The sequence below is a fragment of the Variovorax sp. J2P1-31 genome (assembly GCF_030317215.1).
Classification (GTDB): domain Bacteria; phylum Pseudomonadota; class Gammaproteobacteria; order Burkholderiales; family Burkholderiaceae_C; genus Variovorax.
This window is the reverse complement of the sequence record NZ_JASZYA010000001.1, coordinates 774,393-789,081: the sequence shown is the minus strand read 5'-3', so window position 1 is coordinate 789,081 and position 14,689 is coordinate 774,393. Positions and strand designations below refer to the sequence as shown.

Below are 14,689 nucleotides of genomic sequence, written 5' to 3'. Positions count from 1 at the left end.
CCGCCGCGGCGCCTTCCCGACAGAGGGCACCCAGAGACCTCGTTTCATCGACCATGCACCCAACCCTCCTGTCATCGCCTCCCGACGACGCTTCCTACCTGGGTGCGCTGACCGGATTCCGGCGCGACATCCACGCCCATCCGGAACTCATGTACGAGGAGCGGCGCACCGCCGACAGGATTGCGGCGTGGCTTGAGGCGCTGGGCCTGTCGGTCGATCGCGGCCTGGGCCGAACCGGTGTCGTCGCCACCCTGCACGGGACGGGCCGGCGGGCCTCGGATCCCGGCCGCGCGATTGCACTGCGTGCCGACATGGATGCGCTGCCCATGCAGGAGCTGAACGACTTCGACCATGCGAGCACCGCCGCGAACCGCATGCACGCCTGTGGACACGATGGCCACATCGCGATGCTGCTGGGCGGCGCCACGCTGCTGAGCCGGCAGCCCGACTTCGACGGCACGGTCCACTTCGTCTTTCAGCCCGCGGAAGAAGGCGGGGCGGGCGCACGCAAGATGATCGAAGACGGCCTGTTCCGGCGTTTCCCGGTCCAGGCCGCCTTCGCGCTTCACAACTGGCCCGCCATGGCCGCCGGCCGGATGGGCGTCCGGGTCGGTCCTATCATGGCGTCGGCGAACCGCTTCGAGATCAAAGTCTTCGGCATCGGCGGCCATGCGGCGCAGCCGCACAGCACGGTCGATCCGGTGCCGATCGCCTGCGCGATCGTGGGCGAGCTGCAGCGGCTCGTATCCCGGACGGTGGACCCGCTCGACAGCGCGGTGATCACCGTCGGCCGAATCGATGCCGGAACGGTCGCCAACATCATTCCGGACACGGCGTCGATCCATGGCACCTGCCGCGCCCTGCGGCCCGCGACCCAGGAACGATTGGTCGCAGGCATCGAGCGCATCGCCACGCTGCTCTGCGAAGCCCATGGCGCCAGCGCCGAGGTCCTGATGTCGAGCGGCTACCCGGCCACGGTGAACCATGCGCACGAGGCGCGCTTCATGGCCGAGGTGATGAAGCAGGTCGCGGGAGATGCGAACGTGACGGACGACGTCGCGCCGGCCCTGACGGCAGAGGACTTCGGCTTCATGCTCGAACAGGTGCCCGGCGCCTACGGTTTCATCGGCAATGCGAGAGGTAGCGCACCGGCGGTCGGCCTGCACCACCCGGGCTACGACTTCAACGACGACATCCTCGGTCTCGGCGCCCGGTTCTGGGACCGGCTGACACGGCACTGGTTCGCATCGCAGCAGCCACCCGTGCAACAGGCGCCCTCCCCCTCTTCCAGAAGGACTTCCCCGTGAACCGTCGACACTTCCAAGCCGCCTTCGCAGCGACCCTCTGTGCGGGCATGACAGCCAGGGCCTCGGCCGCCGATTTTCCCGCCGCGAGGCCGATACGCATGCTGATCGGCTACCCGCCGGGCGGCCCCTCCGACAACCTCGGCCGCATCATCGCCGAGCATCTGTCGAAGCAGCTCCACCAGTCAGTGGTGGTCGAGAACAGGGCCGGCGCCGCCGGCGCCATCGCGGCCGCCAACCTCGTGGCGCAGAAGCCCGACGGCTACACGCTGATGATCGACACGGAATCGGTCAGTTCGCGCGCACCCGCCGTCTACCGGAAACTGCCCTACAACCCGCTCACCGAGTTCTCGCGCATCGCGAAGCTCGCCAAGCAGCGCAGCGTGCTGGTGGTGAACAAGGCGCTTCCCATCGGCAGCGTGAAGGAGCTCCTTGCCTACGCCAGCGCGCATCCCGGCGCGTTGAACTACGGCACCACCTACGGCTCGTCTTCGCACATAGCCGGTGCTCTTTTCTGCAAGCTGAACGGCGTCTCGCTCGTGCCTGTGAGCTACAAGGGCGGCGGCCAGCTGGTCTCCGATCTTCTGGCGGGCGTGGTGCAGGTCGGCTTCTATGCCGAATCGACGGTCGCATCCTTCGTCAAGGCCGGAAAGGTCAGGGCGCTGGCCGCGATCGCGGAAGACAGGTCAGCGCTCTTTCCGGATCTGCCGACGCTCAAGGAGGCCGGTGCGGCGCCGATGGATGCCTCGGCCTGGGCCGGCATCGTGGCGCCGAAGGGCACCCCCGCGGCGGTCGTCGAGAGACTGACGCAGGCCGCACGGCAGATCGCGGCGGACCCGGCGTTCGCGGAACAGTTGCGCCCGCTCGGTGCCATGGTGATCACCGGGTCCACACCGCGGTCCTACCTGGACGAGACCGTGGCGGAAGCCGCATTCTGGAAAAAGATGGTGACCGATGGCGTGATCGACATGGCCGACTGAGCAGGCTCGTCCGGTGCCCGTCCGCCTGAAGCAGTCCATGAAACTGGACTCGATGGATCTGCGCATCCTCGATGCGCTGCAGCGCGACGGCGCGTTGTCCAACGTGGAGCTGGCGCGGCGCGTGCACCTCTCGCCCTCGCCCTGCCTGGCGCGCGTGAAGGCGCTGGAGGCGGCCGGCGTGATCGACCGCTACGTGGCGCTGGCGAGCGCCCAGGCGCTGGGCCTGGGGCTCAATGTGTTCATCTCGATCAGCCTGCGCACCCAAGGCAAGGAGTCGCTGGCCGACTTCGAGCGGCGCATCGCCGAGCACGACGAGGTGATGGAGTGCTACCTCATGACCGGCGACCGCGACTACCTGATCCGGGTCGCGGTGGCCGACATGGCGGCGCTGGAGAAGTTCATCATGGAACAGCTCACGCCGATTCCCGGCATCGAGAAGATCCGCTCGAGCTTTGCGCTCAAGCAGGTGCGCTACAAGACCGCGTTGCCGCTGCCGGCACCGGTGCACAGACAGGCGGCGTGAGCCCGCCACCAGGTCGGGGGCATGCGTTGGCCTGGGGGCGCGCTCGGGGTGCGCATGGGCGTCGCGGTGCAGCGCAGCACGGTGGACGCCGCGTGGTGTTCTTCGACGGCGGCGACCACCGTCAGCCACCACGCGGCGGCCGCGGCCTCACTGCGGCGTCACGCCGGCCTGCTGCACCACCGTCTTCCAGCGCGCCGTCTCCGACTTCAGGTAGGCGCCATAGGCCTCCGCGCTGCCGCCGTAGGGTTCGGCGCCGGTGGCGCGAAGCCGGGCGACGAAGTCCTTCTGCTTCAGCACCGCATTGACCGCCGCGTTGAGCCGGCTCACCACCGCGGGCGGCGTCCCGGCCGCCACCACGATGCCGTTCCAGGCCGTGATCTCGAAGCCGGGCAATCCGGCCGCCTCGCTCACCGTCGGCACCTCGGGCATCAGCGGCGAGCGCTGCAGGGACGCGATGGCCAGCGGCACGAGGCGCTTGTCGTGGATGAAGGGCAGCAGCGTGTTCTGCGTGGTGGTGAACATCTGCGTGTTGCCCGACACCAGGTCGACCAGCGCCGGCGCCGTGCCCTTGTAGGGCACGTGTTCCATCCTGATGTCGAGTTGCGTGGCCAGCAGCGCGGCCGCCAGGTGGTCGATGGTACCGGCGCCCGACGACGCATAGTTCAACTTGCCCGGGCTGGCCTTCGCCAGCACCACGAACTCGGCGAAGGTCTTGGCTGGCACCGTGGTGCTAACGGCCACGACCAGCGGCACGCCCGCGGTGCGCACCACCGGGACGAAGTCCTTGAGCGGGTCGAACTTCGCCGAGCTGTAGAGCATCGCGCCGAGCACCAGCGACGAGGTGTTGTAGAGGATGGTGTAGCCGTCCGCCGGGGCCGACAGCACCGTGGTGGAGGCCAGGTTGCTGCCGGCACCCGGCTTGTTGTCCACCACGATGGGCTGGCCGAGCTGCTCGGCCATGCCCTGCGCGAACATGCGTGCATTCACGTCGGTGGGACCGCCCGCCGGGAAGCCGATCACCATGCGGATGGGTCGGGACGGATAGGCGTCGGCCGCGTGGGCCGCGGGCAGCAGCGGCAGCATGGCGCTCGCCATGCAGAGCGCCGCGGCGCCGGTCAAGGATCGGATCATGCGCATGGTTTTGTCTCCTGATGATGGGGTGGGGTCGCGAGTTCCGCCAGGACCTCCTGGGTGTGCTGGCCCAGCGTCGGCGCGGGGCGCACGGGATCGGCGGGCGTCGCCGACCATCGCCCCAGCGGGGCCATGTCGTGGATCGGTCCCTCGCTCGGGTGCTCGAGCGTGCGGAAGAAGCCGACGGCGCGCAGGTGCGGGTCGTCCATCAGCGACGCCAGCGTATGCAGCGGCATCACCGGAATGTCCGCCTTCGCGAGCGCCTCGAGCCAGTAGGCCGTGCCGCGCAGGCGCAGCGCGGCGCTGACCTCGGCGTAGAGCTCGCCGATGTGGCGCGTGCGCGCGGCGATCGAGGTCAGTCGCGCATCGGCGTCGAATCGACCGGGCTCGCCGATCAGCGTGAAGAAGGCGCGCCAGTGGCGGTCGGTGTAGAGCAGCGCGCACACGAAGCCGTCGCTCGTCGGGTAGGCCTGGCGCGATGGTGCGAGCAGCCGCGGATAGCCGGGCGGCGCGATCGGTGGCTGGTAGGTCAGGCCGGACATGTGCTCGCTCAGCACGTAGGGCACCATGGTCTCGAACATCGGGACCTCCACCGACTGCCCCTGACCCGTGCGCAGGCGATGGACCAGCGCCCCCAGGATCGCGGTGGCGGCCGCCTGGCCCACCACCCTGTCGACGATGGCCAGTGGCACATAGCGCGGCACGCCGTCGCCCACCTGCGCGATCAGGCTGGGGATGGCGCACACGGCCTGGATCATGTCGTCGTAGGCCGCGCGATCGGCATAGGGGCCGTCGCTGCCGTAGCCGACGAGCGACAGGTGGACCAGGTCTGGCTTGGCGGCGCGCAGCAGGTCGGCATCGAGCTGCAGCCGCGCCAGCGCCGCCGGCCGCACGTTGCTCACGAAGACGTCCGCGGTCTTGATCAGGTCGAGCAGCGCGCCGCGCCCTTCGGCCTGCTTGAGGTCCAGCACCACGCTGCGCTTGTTGCGGTTGGTATGCAGGAAGCCCGCGCTCATTCCCGGGTTCTTCATCGGCCCCAGATGCCGCACGGTGTCGCCCTCGGGCGATTCGATCTTGATCACGTCAGCGCCCATGTCGCCCAGGATCTGGGTGGCGAAGGGGCCCATCAGCACGTTGGTGAGGTCCACCACGCGCACGCCCTGCAACGGTCCGGCCATGGCTCAGGCGCCCCCGGCCGCGACGGCGCGCACGAATTCGGACACGGGCCGGCCAGCATCGAGCACGGCCCGCCCGATCAGCGGATGCCAGTGGTCTTCGGAGCCGTGCGCAACACGCCACTCATGGAGCCGCCGCGTGTAGAGCTGCAGGTCGTATTCCGCGGTCACGCCGATGGCGCCATGCACCGCGTGTGCGATCGATGCCACCGGCCCCACGGCCTCGCTGGTGCGGGCCTTGGCGATGGCCGCCTGCAGCAGCGTCGGTCTCGATGGCCCTCGCCAGGCGCATTCGGCGGCCATGCGGGCGGCCGCGCACTGCTCGGCCATCACGCCCAGCTGATGCTGGATGGCCTGGAACTTGCCGATCGACTTGCCGAATTGCACACGGTCGTTGCCGAAGGCCAGCGTCATGTCGAACACCCGGCCCATCGCGCCGGCCAGCAAGGCGGCGTGCAGCGCTGCGCCGAACGAGGCCAGCGCATCGCCCCGGCGCGCGAAGTGCCGCGGTGCGGCGGACGCCGGCCACCGCAGGCTGGCCGTCTGGCTGTAGGTGCCGGCCGTGGCCGTCCTGGCCGCGCCTTCGCATGCCAGCAGCAGCAGGCGCTCGCCATCGTCGGCCAGCACATGGTCGGCGATCAGGCCGTACGGCACCGCCGGGCAGGCCAGCCCGCCGTCGGGCGTGGTCCGCACCGCGGGTGCCAGGGTCAGGAGGCCCGCGGGCACGGCTTCCGCGGGCAGCAGCGCGTGCGCCAGCATGGCCTGGCCCACGGGCAAGGCCACGGCATGACGCCCGAGCAGCGCCAGCACGGGAAAGAGTTCGGCCATCGGCAGCGCGGCACCGCCGTCCTCCTCGCGCGCCAGCAGGCGCAGGAAGCCGGCATCGGCGATCAGGCGCCATGGCGCATCGTGCGGGCCGCCGGCTTCGATGGCACGCACCGCCGCGGGCGTCGCGTGGTCACGCAGGATGGCTTCCAGGGCTTCGGCAAACATCGTGGGATCGTCCTTCGTCGTTTCAGCGCAGACCGAGGCCGCGCGCAATCATTCCGCGCAGGATCTCGCGCGTGCCGCCACGCAGCGAGAAGGTCGGCGCGATCTGGCTGAGATAGGCGGCCGCCTGCAACAGGTCGGCATCGATGTCGGCCGCCGGGTCCGCACCCAGCGCCGCTTCGATGGCCGCGGGTATCTGCTGCTCGAACTCGGTCCCGATGTCCTTGACCAGTGCCGCCTCGACGATCGGGCTCTCGCCCGCGGCGAGCTTGGCGGTGACGGCGATCGAAAGTTGGCGCAAGGTGGCCAGATGCGCCGCGAACCGGCCGACGATCGCGAGCTGCGCGGCGTTCGTCGCCTGCCCGGCCGCCTGCACCGAGAGCCAACGGATCCAGCGGTCGAGCAGCACGATGCTGGAATACAGGCGCTCCGGCCCACTGCGTTCGAACGCGAGCTCGGCCGTGACCTGCTCCCAACCCGCGCCTTCGCGGCCTATGAGTGCGTCGTCGGCGAGCCGGACGTCGTCGAAGAACACCTCGGAGAAATGCGCGTCGCCCGACAGGTCGCGGATGGGCCGCACGGTTACGCCCGGCAGCTTCAGGTCGATGATGAACTGGGACAGGCCGCGCTGGCGGTCCTCGGCGCTACCCGCGCTGCGCACCAGCGCGATCATGTAGTCGCACTGGTCGGCGTTGGTCGTCCAGATCTTGCGGCCCTGTAGCCGCCAGCCACCGCCCCCGTTGCCAGCACCCGCTTCGATGCGCGTCGCACGGGTGCCGACGCTGGCCAGGTCCGAGCCGGCATTCGGCTCGCTCATGCCGATGCAGAAGAAGGCCTCCGCCGCGCAGATCTTCGGCAGGTAGAAACGGCGCTGGGCCTCGGTACCGTAGCGCAGGATCAGCGGACCGCTCTGCCGGTCGGCGATCCAGTGGGCCGAGACCGGCGCACCGCAGGCCAGCAGTTCCTCCACCAGCACGAAGCGCGAGAAGGCATCCATGGCCGCGCCGCCGTACTCGGCCGGCAGGGTCACGCCGACCCAGCCGCGCGCGGCCAGCCGGCGGCTGAATGCCGCGTCGTAGCCCATCCACGAGCGTGCACGAAGGTCCGCGGAGGCCGGCGGGAGTTCGCTGGCGAGGAAGGCGCGCACCTCGTCGCGGAAGCGCTCGGCATGCGCCGGCAGCAGCGCGGGCGCCAGGTTGTCGAGCAGCCCCGTCATGGGATGGACTGCATCGGGCAGGGAGCGGTGTGGACGGACGGCATCGGATGGCACAAGCGGTAGGAAGGAGCCGCGGAGAATAGGAGCGGATGCCTCGCCACGTCCAATATAAGTTTGCGTTTTCCCGATACCGAAAATCGATGAGGACCGCGGGTGCGTCTATCGATGAGGATGACCAAGTACTTTCCCGAAGAAGACATCCGATACAGGTATCAATATCATCTGATTCGATATCGCAACTACACGACCCACACGCGACGGAGATCTCTTTCACCGGCCTGGCGCCGGGTACAACCGACGCGCAGCAGCGGACGCCGACGTCAGGCTTCGTCTCGCCTTTCGGGGCGCTGGCCGGTCAGAGAACACTGCGCGTCCACGCATCCTTGCGCCGACCTCTTCCGCACCCCATGGACCTTCGCCGCATCCGTCACTTCGTCGTCCTGGCCGAGACGCTCAATTTCCGCCGCGCGGCGGAGAAGCTGCACATGGCGCAACCCCCGCTCTCGGTGTCGATCCAGAAACTCGAAGCCGAACTGGGTGCACGCCTGTTCGTGCGCTCGCCCAGCGGCGTCACGCTCACGCCCAGCGGCCTGGCCGCGCTGCCCGAGGCCAGGCGCATGCTCTTCCACGGCACGCAGCTGTCGGACGCGGCCAGGAGCGCCTCCGAGGGCACGGGCGGCAGCCTGCAGGTGGGCTTCGTCGGCTCCGCGAGCTACGGCATGCTGCAGCGCCTGCTGCCCCTCTTTCGCGCTGAGTACCCGGGCGTCGAACTGGGCCTGCGCGAACTCACCTCCACTCGCATCCTCGAGGGCATCGACGGCGGCGAACTCGACGTGGGCCTGATCCGCACGCCGCTGCTGCTGGGGACCGGCGCGAGCCTGCTGCCCTTGGAACGCGACGAGTTCATCGTCGCGCTGCCGCGCGCCAACGCCCTGGCCGCGCAGGCCGAACTGGGCCTGGCGTCGCTGGCCCGGGAACCCTTCGTCATGTATGCCAGCGGGCAGGCGCTGGGCCTGCGTGCGGCCGCGATGCTGGTGTGCCAGGGCGCCGGCTTCGTGCCCCGCATCGCGCAGGAAGCCGTGCAGATCCAGACGGTTCTGTCGCTGGTCGAGAGTGGGCTGGGCGTGGCACTGGTGCCGTCGATCATGCAGCGCTTCCAGAGCAAGAACATCGCCTACCGGCGCATCGCCGACCTGCCGGCCTCGGCACAGACCGGCCTTGCGCTGGTCTACCAACCCGCGATGGAGAGCGCTGCGGCCAGGCATTTCCGCCAGGTGGCGGCGCGCGTGTTCGAGCACCATGTCCAATGAAGACACCCGCTGCCGCGTCCCGCCGGCGTCCGGCCCTGAAGGCAATCCGCGCTCATCAGCGCGGCCCCTCGGTCTTGGACACCCCACGCACATTCAACGCCGCCAGCCCCACCTGCAGGGCGATGAGCGCCCAGGCTTGCGTGTGCAGGCCCCATGCCACCCAGAGCAGGTTGCTGCCTAGAAAGACCCAGAAGCCGGCATTGCGCCGCCGCTCGACGCTGGAGCCGACGAGGTAGGCGGCCGCCAGCGAGGCGGCGAAGGCCGGCCATTGGATGAGGTCGAGGAGGTCCATGGCCGCGAGGCTAGTGAAGGCGCGCGACCCGGGCCGTCGGTCAAAGCGGTCCGCGCACGTAGGTAGGCTTTACCCCGCGCCGGGGCCGCGTCCGGGGCGGCGCCTCAAATGTTCTTCGCCGGCCGCTGATGCGGCCCCCGCAATCTGCCTAGAATCTGTTGACACTTTTTCTATCCATGCCAATTTGGCTATCACAGAAGCAGAACGCGCAGGTACATATGAAGAGGGAACACGCAGCCATCCTTTCGGCACTCGACGCGGCCGGGGGAAAGATCATCGAACGCTGGATCGATGAAACCGGGGTCAAGGAGGCCGGCGCCCGGCGGGCGATGGATGCGGAGGCGAACGGGATCGTGCAGGCCCTGCGCCAGGCGCTGGCCGCGCGGGCCGACCCGGCCTCCTTCCGCGGCCCCGAATGGAGCGACCTGCGGCATGTGCTGGAGTCGCTCTCGGGCTCGCGCGCGGCCCGGGGCCAATCGGCCGCCGACACCAGCCTGTTCATCCTCGCGCTGAAGAAGCCCCTGTTCACGGCGCTGCAGCAGGACCTGGGCGCCGACCCCGCCAGCCTGATCGAGGCGATCTGGGCCACGACCACGCTGGTCGACCAGATCGCGCAGTACACGGTGTCCACCTTCCAGCAGGCGCGCGAAGACATCATCAAGCGCCAGCAGGAGGAACTGCTCGAACTCTCGACGCCCGTGATCAAGCTGTGGGAAGGCGTGCTCGCGGTCCCGATGATCGGTGTGCTCGACAGCAACCGCACCCAGATCGTGATGGAGACGCTGCTGCAGAAGATCGCCGAGACCGAATCGGGACTGGCCATCATCGATATCACTGGCGTGCCGACCGTCGACACGCTGGTCGCGCAGCATCTGCTGAAGACCGTCAGCGCCATCCGCCTGATGGGCGCCGACTGCATCATCAGCGGCATCCGTCCCCAGATCGCGCAGACCATCGTCCACCTCGGCATCGACCTGCAGGGCATCACGACCAAGGCGACGCTGGCGGATGCCCTGTCGATGGCGCTGCAGAAGAACGGCTGGCGCATCACGCGCGAAGGTTGACCCCGGATGGAACGCATTCCAATTCTGCGCATGGGCAACGTGCTGCTGGTGACCATCCAGGTCGACATGCAGGACCAGACGGCCATGATGCTGCAGGAAGACCTGGCCGAGAAGATCGCCAAGACCGGCGCGAGCGGCGTGCTGATCGACATCTCGGCGCTGGAGATCGTCGACTCCTTCGTCGGCCGCATGCTGGCCAGCATCTCGGGCATCGCGCGCATCCTCTCGGCGACCACGGTGGTCGTCGGCATGCAGCCGGCGGTGGCCATCACCCTGGTCGAACTCGGCCTGTCGCTCGAGGGCGTGCGCACCGCGCTGAACGTGGAGCGCGGCGTCCAGCTTCTCGAGCGCTCGCGCCGGGAGGCCTCTCTTGGCCGATGAATCTTCCGGCTGCCTGCCCCTGAGCTCGGAGCACAACATCGTGGCGAGCCGGCAGCTCGTGCGCACGCTGTGCCAGCAATTGAAGTTCTCGCTGGTCGACCAGACCAAGATGGTCACGGCCGCCAGCGAGCTGTCACGCAACACGCTCGTGCACGGCGGTGGCGGCCAGATGCGGTGGGAGCTGCTGGAGCGCAACGGCAAACGCGGACTCCAGCTGCACTTCGAGGACCAGGGCCCCGGCATCGGCGACCTGCAGCTGGCCTTGACCGACGGCTGGACCAGCGGCGGCGGCATGGGCCTGGGCCTGCCCGGCAGCAAGCGGCTGGTGAACGACTTCGAGATCCAGTCGGAGCCCGGCCAGGGAACGCGCGTGAGCATCGCCCGATGGAAGTGATGCGCGGCTGGACGCACACCGCGTTCCCCATCGACGACCCGAGCCGCATCGGCGAGGCCCGCCGGCATGCGGCCCGCCTCTGCGCGGAACTGGACTGGGGCGCGTTGGAGGCCGGCCGCCTGGCGCTGGTGGTCACCGAACTGGGGACCAACCTGCTGCGCCACGCGGTGCGGGGCCGGATGCTGATCGCGGCCCGGCCGGCCTTCGACGATGTCGAGGTAGTGTGCCTCGACGAGGGCCCGGGCATCGCGGACCTGGCCCGTGCCATGGAAGACGGCGTCTCCACGGGCAGCGGCTCGCCGGGCACCGGCCTGGGCGCGGTGCGGCGCCTGGCCACGCAGTTCGAGATGCACTCGTCGGTGCCTCGCGGCACCGTCTGTGTCGCACGTGTCGGTCGCCACGAGGGCGCGCGGGCGTCGGGTGGGACGGGCGATGCGCCGTCCTTCGCCTTCGGGTCGGTCTGCATCCCCATCCACGGCGAGACGGTGTGCGGCGATGCCTGGTCGGTGGCGCTCGACGGCAGCCGGGCGACCGTGATGCTGGCCGATGGCCTGGGCCACGGTCCGCAGGCGGCGCAGGCGTCGCAGGCCGCCCTCGATGCCTTCGCCGACGATGCCACGGGCGACCTGCGCGGCATCGTCGAGCGCACGCACGTCCGCCTGCAGTCGACGCGCGGTGCCGCGGTCTGCGCGCTGCGGGTCGATGCAGAAGCGCAGACGGTCCAGTGCGCAGGCGCCGGCAACGTGGCCGTGCGGGTCGTATCGGGCGTGTTCGACCGCTCGATGGCCACGCAGCACGGCACCGCCGGCGTGCAGATCCGCAAACCGGACCAGAGCACGCTGGCCCTGCCCCTGCATGGGGTGACGATCGTGCACAGCGACGGCCTCGCGAGCCGCTGGGACACCGCGCCGATCCTCCCCGTGCTGGAGCGGGACCCGACCCTCGCCGCGGCCATCCTGTTTCGCGATTTCTCGCGCGGCCGCGACGACGCCACCGTGGTGGTGCTGCGAGAGGCGGCCACCGCATGACCGTCCACCAGACACCGCCGGCCGTGGACACGCCGTCGGCGCACGGCGAGGCCGCCGCGCTGCTGGCCGCCGCCCGCGAGGAGATCGACGCGCTGCGGTCCGAGCTGGAAGAAACCAACCGCGGCGTGGTCGCCCTCTATGCGGAACTCGATGCCCAGGCCGAGGAGCTCAAGCGCGCGAACGAACTCAAGAGCCGCTTCCTGGCCTACATGAGCCATGAGTTTCGCACGCCGGTGAACGCGATCCGCAGCATCGCGCGCCTGCTGAGCGATCGCGTGGACGGGCCCCTCACCGACGAGCAGTCGAGGCAGGTCGACTTCATCCAGTCGACCGCGACCGAATTCGCCGAGATGGTCGACGACCTGCTCGACCTCGCCAAGATCGAGGCCGGACGCGTGGAGATCTCGCCGGCCTGGTTCGAGATGGTCGACATCTTTTCCGCGCTGCGTGGCATGTTCAAGTCGGTGCTGACCAACCCGGAGGTGAACCTGGTGTTCGAGGAGCCGGTCGGCCTGCCCAAGCTCTACACCGACGACCGCAAGCTCTCGCAGATCCTGCGCAACTTCATCGCCAACGCCCTCAAGTTCACGAGCCGCGGCGAGATCCGCGTGTCGGCGCGCCGGCAGGACGACCACACGGTCCGCTTCTCGGTGCTCGACACGGGGATCGGCATCGAGCCGAAATACCACGCGGCCGTCTTCGACGACTACTCGCAGGTCGACTCCCCGGTCCAGAAACGTCTGCGCGGCACCGGCCTCGGCCTGTCGCTGTGCAAGCAGCTCGCGGGCATCCTGGGCGGGCACGTCGAGCTCGAGAGCGAACTGGGCAAGGGCTCGTCCTTCTCGGTGATCCTGCCGCTGCACGTGGCGGGCGCCCCCGCGCAGGAGGCCCCATGACGGACGACGCGGTCATCAACACCACCATCGACCGGTCGCTGCACACGGTGCTGGTGGTCGACGACAACCCGGCCACCCGCTATTCGACCGCGCGCATCATCCGCGCCGCGGGTTTCCGCACCGAGGAAGCCGCCACCGGCGCCGAGGCGGTGGCGATGGCGCCGCACGGCGCCTCGGCCGTGATCCTCGACGTGCACCTGCCGGACATCGACGGCTTCGAGGTCTGCCGCCTGCTGCGCGCCGACGCCGCGACCGCCCTGGTCCCGGTCATCCACCTGTCCGCGACCTATGTCCAGAACGCCGACAAGGTGGCGGGCCTGAACGCGGGCGCCGACGCCTACCTGGTCCACCCGGTCGAGCCGGCGGTGCTCACGGCGACGCTGCAGGCCCTGATCCGCGCGCGCATGGCGGAGGACAGCCTGCGCCGCAGCGACACGCGCTTCCGCGCGGTCTTCAGCCAGGCCATGAGCGGCATCGCGCTGATCCACGCCAACGGCCACTTCGCCGACGTCAACCCGGCGATGGTGGCCATGCTGTGCCGGCCATCGGACGAGTTGCTCGAGCGGCCGATCAGCAGCCTGGCGCCGCCCGAATGGGTGGACTTCGTCAGGGAACGCACCCTCGACGCCCTGGCGGCCGGCGCGCCATGGCAAGGCGAATTCCCGCTGGTCCGGCCCGACGGCAGCTGGGTCTACCTGCAATGGAGCATCTCGGCGCATGTCGAGACCGGCTTGCGCATCGGCATCGCGGTCGACGTCTCGGAACGGCAGGAGCTCGACCGCCGCCGGCAGGAAGTGCTGGAGCGGGAGCAGGCCGCGCGGACGACGGCCGAACGCCACAGCCGCACGAAGGACGATTTCGTCGCCGTGCTGTCGCACGAACTGCGCACGCCGCTCAACGCGATCTCGGGCTGGGTGCACATCCTGAAGAAGCGCGGCGCGGCGCCGGAGATGATGCGCGCGCTGCAGGCCATCGATCGCAGCGTGCATGCGCAGGCACGCATCATCTCGGACATCCTCGACGTCTCGCGGATCAGCTCCGGCAAGCTGCGGCTCGACCCGCAGTGGTGCGACGCCGCGGCGGTCGTGAGCGAGTCCATCGAGGGGCTGCGCGATTCGCTGGTGCGCAAGCAGCTTCGCCTCGAACTCGACCTGCTGCCCACCGGCCAGGCCCACTGGCTGGACCCGACCCGCCTGCAGCAGATCGTCTGGAACCTGATGACCAACGCCATCAAGTTCTCCAAGGAGGGTGGCATCATCCGGGTGACGCTGCGGCGCGAGCGCGATGTGCTCACGCTGTCGGTGCAGGACTTCGGACGCGGCATCCGCCCCGATTTCCTCGGCCACCTGTTCGATCGCTTCAGCCAGAGCGACTCGCCGGACAACCGCATCCATGGCGGGCTCGGGCTGGGGCTGTCGATCGTCAAGCACCTGGCACAGCTGCACGGTGGCGACGCGATGGCGCAGAGCCCGGGCGTGGACCAGGGCGCGACCTTGACGGTCACGCTGCGTGCCACCGACGCGCATCCCGCGCTGCCCGCGCACCCGGTGGCCACGACCGCCGCCGCGCTGCCGGGCGATCATCCGCTGGCAGGCGTCGACGTGCTGATCGTCGAGGACAACACCGAAGCCAGCGAGATGCTGGAAATGATGCTGACCGACGCCGGCGCCCAGGTGCGCGTGGCCGTGGATTTCGATTCGGCCCTCGAGGCCGCGAGGCAGCGCTGGCCCTTCGTGCTGGTGAGCGACATCGGGCTGCCGGGCCGGGACGGCTACGAGCTGATGCGCACGCTGCGCGAGCTGACCAATGCATTCGACCGGCCCCGCATCCTGGCCGTGGCCCTGACCGCCTTCTCCCGGCCGCAGGACCGCGAACGCGCGCTCGAGGCCGGCTTCGACCTGCACCTGGGCAAGCCGGTCCAGCCCCATGTGCTGCTGGCGGGGATCGACAGGCTCCGCGGCGCGCCTTCGGGCTTCGGCACCCTCGGCTGACCGGGCGCCCGCCG

General features: G+C 69.7%; 15 protein-coding genes. 10 read left to right on the top strand and 5 right to left on the bottom strand.

The features are described 5' to 3' along the window. The first annotated feature begins 68 nt into the window (after positions 1–68). From QTI20_RS03610 to QTI20_RS03600, 3 genes are read left to right on the top strand one after another with little or no spacing between them, the layout of a single operon-like run. On the top strand, positions 69–1,307 hold the full coding sequence (locus QTI20_RS03610; RefSeq protein WP_503011386.1) for a M20 aminoacylase family protein: 1,239 nt from the start codon (positions 69–71) through the stop codon (positions 1,305–1,307). Beyond that, a complete protein-coding gene (locus QTI20_RS03605; protein WP_286574146.1) occupies positions 1,304–2,284 on the top strand; it encodes a Bug family tripartite tricarboxylate transporter substrate binding protein in 981 nt (326 codons plus the stop codon). The genes QTI20_RS03610 and QTI20_RS03605 overlap by 4 nt, the downstream gene beginning before the upstream one ends. Before the next feature lie 37 nt (positions 2,285–2,321). Continuing rightward, a complete protein-coding gene (locus tag QTI20_RS03600) occupies positions 2,322–2,807 on the top strand; it encodes an Lrp/AsnC family transcriptional regulator (protein WP_286550191.1) in 486 nt (161 codons plus the stop codon). Between the two features lie 147 nt (positions 2,808–2,954). Here QTI20_RS03600 and QTI20_RS03595 read toward each other — a convergent pair whose 3' ends face one another. The 4 genes from QTI20_RS03595 to QTI20_RS03580 are packed head-to-tail and all read right to left on the bottom strand — an operon-like array spanning position 2,955 to position 7,319. Then, a complete protein-coding gene (locus QTI20_RS03595; protein ID WP_286574144.1) occupies positions 2,955–3,944 on the bottom strand; it encodes a Bug family tripartite tricarboxylate transporter substrate binding protein in 990 nt (329 codons plus the stop codon). Continuing rightward, entirely contained in the window at positions 3,935–5,116 is a 1,182-nt protein-coding gene (locus QTI20_RS03590; protein ID WP_286550195.1) for a CaiB/BaiF CoA transferase family protein, read from the bottom strand. Before QTI20_RS03590 ends, QTI20_RS03595 begins: the two co-directional genes overlap by 10 nt. Before the next feature lie 3 nt (positions 5,117–5,119). Continuing rightward, positions 5,120–6,106, bottom strand: a complete 987-nt coding sequence (locus QTI20_RS03585) for an acyl-CoA dehydrogenase family protein (RefSeq protein ID WP_286550197.1) — start codon at positions 6,104–6,106, stop codon at positions 5,120–5,122. Positions 6,107–6,128: 22 nt separating this feature from the next. Beyond that, positions 6,129–7,319, bottom strand: a complete 1,191-nt coding sequence (locus QTI20_RS03580) for an acyl-CoA dehydrogenase family protein (RefSeq protein ID WP_286550199.1) — start codon at positions 7,317–7,319, stop codon at positions 6,129–6,131. A gap of 407 nt (positions 7,320–7,726) precedes the next feature. Between QTI20_RS03580 and QTI20_RS03575 the strand changes: the two genes are divergently transcribed. Beyond that, entirely contained in the window at positions 7,727–8,629 is a 903-nt protein-coding gene (locus tag QTI20_RS03575; RefSeq protein ID WP_286550201.1) for a LysR family transcriptional regulator, read from the top strand. 55 nt (positions 8,630–8,684) lie between these two features. On the opposite strand, the gene QTI20_RS03570 is transcribed toward QTI20_RS03575, so the two are convergent. Continuing rightward, positions 8,685–8,921 carry a hypothetical protein gene (locus QTI20_RS03570; RefSeq protein WP_286550203.1) on the bottom strand — a complete coding sequence of 79 codons (237 nt, stop codon included), beginning with the start codon at positions 8,919–8,921 and terminating at the stop codon, positions 8,685–8,687. 218 nt (positions 8,922–9,139) lie between these two features. Between QTI20_RS03570 and QTI20_RS03565 the strand changes: the two genes are divergently transcribed. Genes QTI20_RS03565 through QTI20_RS03540 form a run of 6 tightly spaced genes read left to right on the top strand, consistent with a single transcriptional unit; the run spans position 9,140 to position 14,675 of the window. Continuing rightward, positions 9,140–9,985 carry an STAS domain-containing protein gene (locus QTI20_RS03565; RefSeq protein WP_286550206.1) on the top strand — a complete coding sequence of 282 codons (846 nt, stop codon included), beginning with the start codon at positions 9,140–9,142 and terminating at the stop codon, positions 9,983–9,985. A gap of 6 nt (positions 9,986–9,991) precedes the next feature. Further along, positions 9,992–10,366: an STAS domain-containing protein gene (locus QTI20_RS03560; RefSeq protein WP_286550208.1), complete on the top strand. Its 375-nt coding sequence runs from the start codon at positions 9,992–9,994 to the stop codon at positions 10,364–10,366. Continuing rightward, positions 10,356–10,760, top strand: a complete 405-nt coding sequence (locus QTI20_RS03555) for an anti-sigma regulatory factor (protein WP_286550211.1) — start codon at positions 10,356–10,358, stop codon at positions 10,758–10,760. Before QTI20_RS03560 ends, QTI20_RS03555 begins: the two co-directional genes overlap by 11 nt. Beyond that, entirely contained in the window at positions 10,751–11,788 is a 1,038-nt protein-coding gene (locus QTI20_RS03550; RefSeq protein ID WP_286550212.1) for an ATP-binding protein, read from the top strand. Before QTI20_RS03555 ends, QTI20_RS03550 begins: the two co-directional genes overlap by 10 nt. Next, positions 11,785–12,684, top strand: a complete 900-nt coding sequence (locus tag QTI20_RS03545) for a sensor histidine kinase (protein WP_286550213.1) — start codon at positions 11,785–11,787, stop codon at positions 12,682–12,684. The genes QTI20_RS03550 and QTI20_RS03545 overlap by 4 nt, the downstream gene beginning before the upstream one ends. Next, positions 12,681–14,675: a hybrid sensor histidine kinase/response regulator gene (locus QTI20_RS03540; protein ID WP_286550216.1), complete on the top strand. Its 1,995-nt coding sequence runs from the start codon at positions 12,681–12,683 to the stop codon at positions 14,673–14,675. The genes QTI20_RS03545 and QTI20_RS03540 overlap by 4 nt, the downstream gene beginning before the upstream one ends. Positions 14,676–14,689 lie beyond the last annotated feature (14 nt).